Source organism: Novosphingobium rhizovicinum, assembly GCF_040813635.1.
Classification (GTDB): Bacteria; Pseudomonadota; Alphaproteobacteria; order Sphingomonadales; family Sphingomonadaceae; genus Novosphingobium; species Novosphingobium rhizovicinum.
Map to the genome: position 1 here is coordinate 1 of NZ_JBFNXR010000026.1, position 8,415 is coordinate 8,415.

Genomic DNA, 8,415 nt, shown 5'->3' on the forward strand with positions numbered 1-8,415 from the left:
TGACCTGACCCCCAGCTTTCCTCCAGCTGGGATTAGAGCCGGGCGGTTGTTTTGCGCATGAGCGCGGTTGAAGCAATGGGCTGCGCAGCGGAGCCCGTAGGGCGTAGCGGAGCAGGCCATTGCTGTTGCAGTTCGGCGGCGAACGCCGCCGGGGTGTCGTATCCAAGGGCCGAGTGCGGCCTCTCCCGGTTGTAGTCTTCCACCCACGCGGCGATCTCGGCGCGGGCGTGATCGAGGCTGAGGAAGAGCGTCTCATTGAGCAGCTCATCGCGCATGCGGCCGTTGAAGCTCTCGACATAGCCGTTCTGCATCGGCTTGCCGGGCGCGATGTAGTGCCACTCCACGCCAATTTCCCCGCACCATGCCAGCACGGCGTTGGAGGTCAGTTCCGTGCCGTTATCGCTGACGATCATCCCCGGCTTGCCACGCTTCGCGATCAGCTCGGTCAGCTCGCGCACCACCCGGCGCCCGGAGATCGACGTGTCCGGCACCGCTGCCAGGCACTCCCTGGTCACGTCATCGACGACGTTGAGCACACGGAACCGCCGGCCCGACGCCATCTGGTCGTGCACGAAGTCCAGGCTCCAGCGTTGGTTCGGCAGGGCCAGAACCGGTGCCGGCGCCCTCGCGCCGATCGCACGTCTGCGGCTGCGCCGCCGCCTGACAGCCAGTCCTTCCTCCCGATAGATCCGCTGGGTCTTCTTCCGGTTGATCATCACGCCCTCCCGGCGCAGCAGGATATGCAGCCTGCGATAGCCGAACCGCCGGCGTTGGTTCGCCAGCTCGCGCAGCTTCTCTCTCAATTCGGCATCGTCGGCCCGCGTCGAGCGGTAGCGCACGCCCTTGCGATCGGCACCAACGACACGGCACGCCCGCCGCTCGCTCATCCCGTGGCAGGCCCGGAGATGAGCCACAGCTTCCCGCTTGGCGGCGGGCGTCACCACTTTTTTGACAGAAGATCCTTCAGCGCAGCCTGGTCCAGCATCGCATCGGCCAGCAGCCGCTTGAGCTTCGCGTTCTCGTCCTCGAGTGCCTTCAGCCGCCGAGCCTCGGATACCTCGAGCCCGCCATACTTCGACTTCCAGTTGTAGATCGTCGCTTCCGACACCCCGTGCCGGCGTGCCAGGTCTGCGGTCTTCGCCCCTGCCTCGGCTTCCTTCAGCACGCCGATGATCTGCTCTTCTGAAAACCTCTTACGCTTCATCTCGTCCGTCCTTCCATGGACCGGACTCTAATCGAGCGTGGAGGAAAATCAGGGGGTCAGGTCACCCCCCATACCGCAACAGCGAAATTAAAAGTCTGGAAATGAGGACGTTCGTTGGTGCATGATCGCAACAAAGAGCTGTTAGCTCCATAACCTCAACCTACCCGGGGTTGCGTGACAACGCCGAGGCGGAGGATAGTGAAAGAACTATGAGCCAACTCATACCTGTAATTCTATGCGGCGGTAGCGGCACACGGCTGTGGCCTCGAAGCAGGGCAGTCAAACCCAAGCCTTTTCTCCCCTTGGTCAACGACCACACGTTGTTCGAAGCAACACTGAGACGATGCCCGAGGGACAAGGGTTTTGCCGCGCCCGTTGTCGTGACAGGGGCTTCTCATCTTGAGTTTGTTGAGGCCCAGCTCGGACAGCAAAACGAGGCTAAGATCATCGTCGAACCCGTCGGCCGCAATACTGCGGCGGCAATCGCGCTTGCGGCGTTGCGGCTTCCGGAAGACGCGATAATGCTGGTCTGTCCCAGCGATCATCATATCGGCGACCCGCAAGCGTTTGCACAGGCTGCGTGCAATGCAGCAGAGCTGGCGCAGGAGGGTTGGCTTGTTTCCTTCGGGATCGAAGCCACGTCTCCCGAGACCGGCTTCGGCTACCTCAAGCGGGGCGCGCCTATCAACGAGCACGGCTTTCGCACTGAGCAGTTCATCGAGAAGCCAGATCTGGATCGCGCCAAGGCTTTCCTGGCCGAGGGCATCTATGCCTGGAATGGCGGAATATTTGCATTCCGCGTAAGCGACTTCCTGCGTGAGCTATGCGCCCACCGTCCCAACCTACTCGAGCAAGTACGAGAGGCGGTTGCCCGGGGCTGGGAAGAGGGACATAGTTTTCACCCCGATGCTTCAGCGTTCGCCGAGGTGGAAAGCGAGTCCGTCGATTACGCGGTGATGGAGAACACGCAACGAGCAGCAATGGTGCCTGCCGATATGGCTTGGTCAGACATTGGCAATTGGCAGGCGCTGCATGCCGCACGTGAGCGCGATCAGGCGGGTAACTCAGTACGTGGTAATGTCGAACTGGTCGATTGCCGAAACGTCTTGGCCGACAGTGATGGGCCGCGGATTTCCGTGATCGGGCTGTCGGATGTCTACATCGTGGTAGATGGCAATGACGTTATGATTACGACGGCTGCAGGCACGCAGCAGGTTGGCAAGCTCACAGGAGCCGTCAACCAATGAGTGGTCCGCTGTCTATGCGACTGATTGAGAAGCCGTGGGGGTGCGCCGTTCTACCGGCGCCCTTTGTCGCTCCCGCTGGGCAGCGGATCGGCGAAATCTGGTTCGAGCCACCCCCAGAATTACCAGAGCTTCTGGTCAAGTACATTTTCACCAGTGAGGCACTGTCCGTGCAGGTCCACCCGTCGGACGCACAAACGTTGGCCAATGGCATTGGAGAGCAAGGGAAGGAAGAATGCTGGCTGATCGTTGACAGCGAACCAGGCGCCAAGCTCGGTATCGGTTTTCGGCAGAACCTTGATCAGGAGGCAATGCGCCGAGCCGCGCTTGATGGCTCCATCGAGAACCTGATGGAGTGGCACACCGTATCGGCAGGAGACTTCTTCTATATCCCGGCCAACACAGTCCACGCCATCGGTGCGGGGATCAGCCTGATTGAAGTGCAGCAAAACTCCGACATTACCTATCGTCTTTATGACTACGGGCGCCCGCGTGAGTTGCACCTGGACGAAGGCATGGCAATTGCGAAGGGCGAGCCATACCCGCAGGCCTGCAAGGGTAAGGCGCCTGCTGGCAACTCGGCGTCACTGGTGAGCGGTCCGCTGTTTATGCTCGACCAAGTAGCGGGCGCTCCCGATTCCGGCACACGTGACCGCTACAAAGGTCGCTTGCTTGTTATTCCGCGCGAGGGCCCGGTCCATGTCGCTGGAATGGAGATTGCACCTGGCGGCTGCGCCCTTGCTGACAGCATCGCTGACGTGGATTTCGCCAGTTCAGGACTGAGCCTTATTGCAGCCCCCTGCGAGTAATCGGCGCCATCCGCATCGATCCAGTGGCCGGTTCCGTCCAGTAATGCCATTCTTTAGCCGAGAACACGCCTATGACCGAGATGATAGACACGTCGATTAGGGTTCGGCGCATCGGCAAGATCGACGTTGCGGTGTTGGAGAAGGAGCAAGCTTTGTCGCTCGCCCTTGCTGCCGTTGCGGTGAAACGCCCCTACATGATCGGGTTTGCTAATGCCCACACCGTCAACATGGCGCGAAAGACAGAGGGCTTCGCACGCGCGCTGCAGCGAGCTCTCGTGCTAAACGACGGGATCGGCGTCGATTTGGCAAGCCGGTGGCTCTACCGCAGTTCTTTTCCTGCCAATCTTAATGGCACCGACTTTGTTCCTGAATTGCTGGACCGGCTGCCTAGGGGGACGCGCCTTTTTCTTCTGGGTGCTGCGCCTGGAGTGGCCGAACGTGCGGCCCAAGCCATAGGCTTGCAGCACAAGCATATTGAGGTTGTCGGCATCCAGCATGGTTTCTTTGCGGAAGAAGACGAGTCAGATCTCATAAGTCGGATTGCCACGTCGGGTGCCGAGGTCGTCCTCGTCGCCATGGGACACCCGCGCCAGGAAATATGGGTCGCTAAGAACATAGACCGCCTCCACGCCACGGTTATGTGCGTGGGCGCACTGATCGACTTCTATGCCGGCACGGCGCGGCGAGCGCCTTTATGGGTGCGTCAGTTGCGCATGGAATGGATCTTTCGCTTTCTCCTCGAGCCGAGGCGGTTGGCCCACCGTTACCTGATTGGTAATGCCACCTTCCTTGCGTCTATGGCGACGTCAGATCGTCGCGAAGGCACGATTCCAGCCATTCCCGGCCAAAGCTGATGTCGGTCGATGCGGGATGTGGAGGAGGGGTGAGAGCCGAACCCGCCCCGGCTTTTTCTGCTCTTCACGCACTATAGATTAGCGGACCGTCACCACTTTAACGTCGACTGCATCGGCCACCTTCTTCCACGCCTGATCGCTGGTCCACGCAGGCAGACCGTCTCGCCGGGCGAGTGCAAGACAGAAGCGATCTCTTATCGACAAACCCGCTTCCGCCGTCTCTGTCCGCATGCGACCGGCTAGCTGCGCCAATGCTTTCTCGACGGGTACTACCGTCATCGGCAGCGGATCAAGCATGGCATCCACTTCGCGCTCAGGCATGCCGGCATGAACAAAGTGACTGACCACCTCGGCGTAATTGACAGAGGTGATCCGTGCACCGGCGATGGCGCCAGCAACCTTGGCGGCACCGCGCTCTCCCTTGAGCATCGCTAGCAATGCCGAGGCATCAAGCACCAGCTCGCTCATTCCCCGCTCTCCTCGCGCCGACGGGCAAGAAAGGCGTCAACTGATGCCTCGGGGTTGTCGGCCGTGTAGCGCTTGGCCAAGGCTTGAGCGCGAGCCACAGCTTGAGCGGCTGTGCGCAAAACCACTCCGTCGTCAGTTTCATCGAGATAGACTGCACCGCCACCGGTGAGTCCCAAGCGCTTCCGGATATCAGCCGGAAGGCTCATCCGTCCATTTTGGTGTTATATTGACTTGGATGGTCATTGTTGGCTCAGATTTAGATGTGAGGAACGCTGCGACGTTTATCCTTAAAAGGTCATGTGTGCAACGAAGACGCTTACGTGCCTCAGCATAGACAGTATGACACACATGTCGCCCCCCTGGCACTGGAAGATCAGCACTTTCCATAATGTGGGGATCAGATTGCGAAGATGCGGCAAGCATTGCAAAGTTGGGCTTCGAAGCAACATCATGTACCAGTGTTCGCCCAGATGGCATCAGAGCCACTATCATGGTGCGAGGTGCGGGTCTGTTGCCACAGCGCCGTGCCCGCGACCGGCATCCGCTCACGCCGGATCAACGGCTGATTGCGTCCTTGGCTCGCGCTGCGCCGCCGCACCTGCCGCCGATTAGTGCCTTGGGCCTCGAGACCGCACTTGAAGCCATGGCGCCAGCCTCCAAGCTGGCAATTGTTGCCGATCTCGACTGCTTGCTTGCTTGGTGCACCGCCAAATACCGGCGTGCCTTGCCGGCCCACCCGGAAGATATTGTCCGTTATTTGCGATCGCTCGAGGCTGATGGCAAAAAGCCTGCCACCTTGGCCCGGCGTATTGCCAGTATCGCTACCATCCATCGCATGTTGGAGATCGGGGGTGAAGTTCTGCCCACAAGCGCACCTATGGTGCGCAATGCGCTACGTGCCGTCCGAAGACGTCGGGGCGCGGCACAGCGGCAAGCGGCAAGCGGCTCCGCTGTGTTTTGGCAGCAGCCTTGGCGAAACCCAAGGCTTCGATATCGGCTATGCTTGAGGTCTGCGGCGACGACCTTCAGGGCTTGCGCAATGCTGCCCTGCTCTCAGTGGGATACGATGCAGGGTTGCGTGTCAGCGAACTCACCGCTGTCGAAGAAGGACGTACGTCCGCAAGCCGATGGCACCGGGCTACTTCATCTCCCACGGTCAAAAACCGATCAAGACGGCCTTGGCGCTTGGGCTTGGTTATCGGCTGACACTATGCGTCGTGTTGCGGCTTGGCGCGCAGAGAGTGGCATCAGCGAGGGTGTGCTATTTCGGCGCGTCGGGATTGATCGGCGACGGCAGCGGGCCAAGGAGATTGCTGATGCCCGGTGGGGCGACGCATCAGATGACGCTGTGCTGCTGGTCACGTACACCGTTGGTGACCGCCCGCTGACGCGCCAAGGTGTAACCGGCATCTATCGGCGCATTGCCTTCGCCGCGGCTGCGGCAGGGTTGGTAGATGCCCCCCCCGGGTGAACTCAACGCGACGATTGCGGCCCTATCACCCCACAGCCTGCGGGTCGGACTAACGCAGGATCTGTTCGCAGCTGGCGAGGACGGGGCAGGTATTGCGCTCACATTACGCTGGTCCTCGCCGTCTACAGCGCTGCGCTATGGGCGCCAATTGCAGGTGCAAAGTGGCGTTGCTGCGCGTGTACTATCGCGGGTACGGTCGTAATTGGATGATTATAGTCTGGCGTGCAGGGGCTGACGTTTCCCTGAGGGACCCGTGGCGTGAAGGCCCTCAGCTTCGGAGTTCGATCAGCCCTGGTTCTTCCTACATCCATGTGAAATCATGGATCGCCAGCGCCAGTTTTTGCCGAACCGTTTCGCGATACTTGAGCCAGTCGGCGACTTTTGTCTGACGCGCGCTGCCGACACCGCTCGAATGGAGGAACAGCATGATCTCGCGTATGATCTTCTGCTCGGCCCACCCAAGCACAATGCGGCCGGCTAGCGCGGGTCCGATACCGGCAATCGCGCGCAGGCGGTCGGGCGTCTGCTCGATCATGTCGAACACATGCGCCCCGAACGCAGAGACAAGCTTGCGGGCGTAGACAGGGCCAATCCCCCGGATCATGCCCGATCCCAAATATTTCTCGATGCCTTCGGTTGTCGTCGGCGCACTCACGCGCAGGAACTCTGCCCGAAACTGGAGACCATGGTCGCGATCATTGGTCCAGGATCCGGTGGCCTGAACCGCTTCACCCGCCGATACCATCGGAGCCTGACCGATGAGGGTGATCAGGTCCCGCTGCCCTCGTACCTTCACGCGCAGCACGCAGAAGCCGCTGTCGGCATTATGGGAGGTGACGCGCTCGACCAGGCCGCCCAGTTGTTCGCTTGGCGACGCTGTGCGGTCGCCTGCGGATCGAGTGCTTCGATATCCGACGCGGGCGATACTGGTCAGGATCTGGTGCCGACGAGTGAGCGCGGCCGGGCGCTACAGGGCTCTTTTGACCAGCGCTCGTCCGGTCAGCCTCTCGAACCTCAAAACCTAAACGACGTTTTGAATGCTACGTGACAGCGGCGAGTTACCGAACCTTCTTATCCGCCGAGGAACGCAGCGCCCCTGACCTGACCCCCAGCTTTCCTCCAGCTGGGATTAGAGCCGGGCGGTTGTTTTGCGCATGAGCGCGGTTGAAGCAATGGGCTGCGCAGCGGAGCCCGTAGGGCGTAGCGGAGCAGGCCATTGCTGTTGCAGTTCGGCGGCGAACGCCGCCGGGGTGTCGTATCCAAGGGCCGAGTGCGGCCTCTCCCGGTTGTAGTCTTCCACCCACGCGGCGATCTCGGCGCGGGCGTGATCGAGGCTGAGGAAGAGCGTCTCATTGAGCAGCTCATCGCGCATGCGGCCGTTGAAGCTCTCGACATAGCCGTTCTGCATCGGCTTGCCGGGCGCGATGTAGTGCCACTCCACGCCAATTTCCCCGCACCATGCCAGCACGGCGTTGGAGGTCAGTTCCGTGCCGTTATCGCTGACGATCATCCCCGGCTTGCCACGCTTCGCGATCAGCTCGGTCAGCTCGCGCACCACCCGGCGCCCGGAGATCGACGTGTCCGGCACCGCTGCCAGGCACTCCCTGGTCACGTCATCGACGACGTTGAGCACACGGAACCGCCGGCCCGACGCCATCTGGTCGTGCACGAAGTCCAGGCTCCAGCGTTGGTTCGGCAGGGCCAGAACCGGTGCCGGCGCCCTCGCGCCGATCGCACGTCTGCGGCTGCGCCGCCGCCTGACAGCCAGTCCTTCCTCCCGATAGATCCGCTGGGTCTTCTTCCGGTTGATCATCACGCCCTCCCGGCGCAGCAGGATATGCAGCCTGCGATAGCCGAACCGCCGGCGTTGGTTCGCCAGCTCGCGCAGCTTCTCTCTCAATTCGGCATCGTCGGCCCGCGTCGAGCGGTAGCGCACGCCCTTGCGATCGGCACCAACGACACGGCACGCCCGCCGCTCGCTCATCCCGTGGCAGGCCCGGAGATGAGCCACAGCTTCCCGCTTGGCGGCGGGCGTCACCACTTTTTTGACAGAAGATCCTTCAGCGCAGCCTGGTCCAGCATCGCATCGGCCAGCAGCCGCTTGAGCTTCGCGTTCTCGTCCTCGAGTGCCTTCAGCCGCCGAGCCTCGGATACCTCGAGCCCGCCATACTTCGACTTCCAGTTGTAGATCGTCGCTTCCGACACCCCGTGCCGGCGTGCCAGGTCTGCGGTCTTCGCCCCTGCCTCGGCTTCCTTCAGCACGCCGATGATCTGCTCTTCTGAAAACCTCTTACGCTTCATCTCGTCCGTCCTTCCATGGACCGGACTCTAATCGAGCGTGGAGGAAAATCAGGGGGTCAGGTCA

8 protein-coding genes and 1 pseudogene are annotated in these 8,415 nt (G+C 61.3%); 4 read left to right on the forward strand and 5 right to left on the reverse strand.

Annotation, left to right across the window (positions count from 1 at the left end; genetic code table 11):
• Nucleotides 1-32 precede the first annotated feature (32 nt).
• A protein-coding gene (locus ABUH87_RS08410) for an IS3 family transposase (protein WP_367769135.1) occupies nucleotides 33-1,204 on the reverse strand; the annotation gives its coding sequence in 2 pieces (ribosomal slippage) (nucleotides 33-952 and nucleotides 952-1,204; 1,173 coding nt in all).
• A 209-nt stretch (nucleotides 1,205-1,413) separates the two neighbouring features.
• Here ABUH87_RS08410 and ABUH87_RS08415 point away from each other — a divergent pair.
• The 3 genes from ABUH87_RS08415 (at nucleotide 1,414) to ABUH87_RS08425 (ending at nucleotide 4,111) form a co-directional block, all read left to right on the forward strand.
• The gene (locus tag ABUH87_RS08415) at nucleotides 1,414-2,451 is read left to right on the forward strand and encodes a mannose-1-phosphate guanylyltransferase (protein ID WP_367772466.1); all 1,038 of its coding nucleotides are present in this window, start codon (nucleotides 1,414-1,416) and stop codon (nucleotides 2,449-2,451) included.
• Nucleotides 2,448-3,257 (forward strand): class I mannose-6-phosphate isomerase, encoded by an 810-nt coding sequence (locus tag ABUH87_RS08420; RefSeq protein WP_367772468.1) that lies wholly within the window; start codon nucleotides 2,448-2,450, stop codon nucleotides 3,255-3,257. Before ABUH87_RS08415 ends, ABUH87_RS08420 begins: the two co-directional genes overlap by 4 nt.
• A 152-nt stretch (nucleotides 3,258-3,409) precedes the next feature.
• Nucleotides 3,410-4,111 (forward strand): WecB/TagA/CpsF family glycosyltransferase, encoded by a 702-nt coding sequence (locus tag ABUH87_RS08425; protein WP_367772470.1) that lies wholly within the window; start codon nucleotides 3,410-3,412, stop codon nucleotides 4,109-4,111.
• Nucleotides 4,112-4,189: 78 nt separating this feature from the next.
• On the opposite strand, the gene ABUH87_RS08430 is transcribed toward ABUH87_RS08425, so the two are convergent.
• Together ABUH87_RS08430 and ABUH87_RS08435 are read right to left on the reverse strand one after the other, a co-directional pair.
• The gene (locus ABUH87_RS08430) at nucleotides 4,190-4,579 is read right to left on the reverse strand and encodes a type II toxin-antitoxin system VapC family toxin (protein WP_367772472.1); all 390 of its coding nucleotides are present in this window, start codon (nucleotides 4,577-4,579) and stop codon (nucleotides 4,190-4,192) included.
• Nucleotides 4,576-4,822: pseudogene (locus ABUH87_RS08435) on the reverse strand (AbrB/MazE/SpoVT family DNA-binding domain-containing protein). The gene ABUH87_RS08430 and the pseudogene ABUH87_RS08435 overlap by 4 nt, the downstream one beginning before the upstream one ends.
• A 967-nt stretch (nucleotides 4,823-5,789) precedes the next feature.
• On the opposite strand from ABUH87_RS08435, the gene ABUH87_RS08440 reads away from it, so the two are divergent.
• Entirely contained in the window at nucleotides 5,790-6,050 is a 261-nt protein-coding gene (locus ABUH87_RS08440; protein ID WP_367772474.1) for a hypothetical protein, read from the forward strand.
• A 301-nt stretch (nucleotides 6,051-6,351) separates the two neighbouring features.
• Here the strand turns inward: ABUH87_RS08440 and ABUH87_RS08445 are convergent, their stop codons facing one another.
• A complete protein-coding gene (locus tag ABUH87_RS08445; protein ID WP_419956681.1) occupies nucleotides 6,352-6,987 on the reverse strand; it encodes a helix-hairpin-helix domain-containing protein in 636 nt (211 codons plus the stop codon).
• A gap of 192 nt (nucleotides 6,988-7,179) precedes the next feature.
• Nucleotides 7,180-8,351, reverse strand: a protein-coding gene (locus ABUH87_RS08450; protein ID WP_367769135.1) for an IS3 family transposase whose coding sequence is annotated in 2 segments (ribosomal slippage) — nucleotides 7,180-8,099 and nucleotides 8,099-8,351 — 1,173 coding nt in all. Because the reading frame shifts where the segments join, the coding sequence is not laid out codon by codon here.
• Between the last annotated feature and the right edge of the window lie 64 nt (nucleotides 8,352-8,415).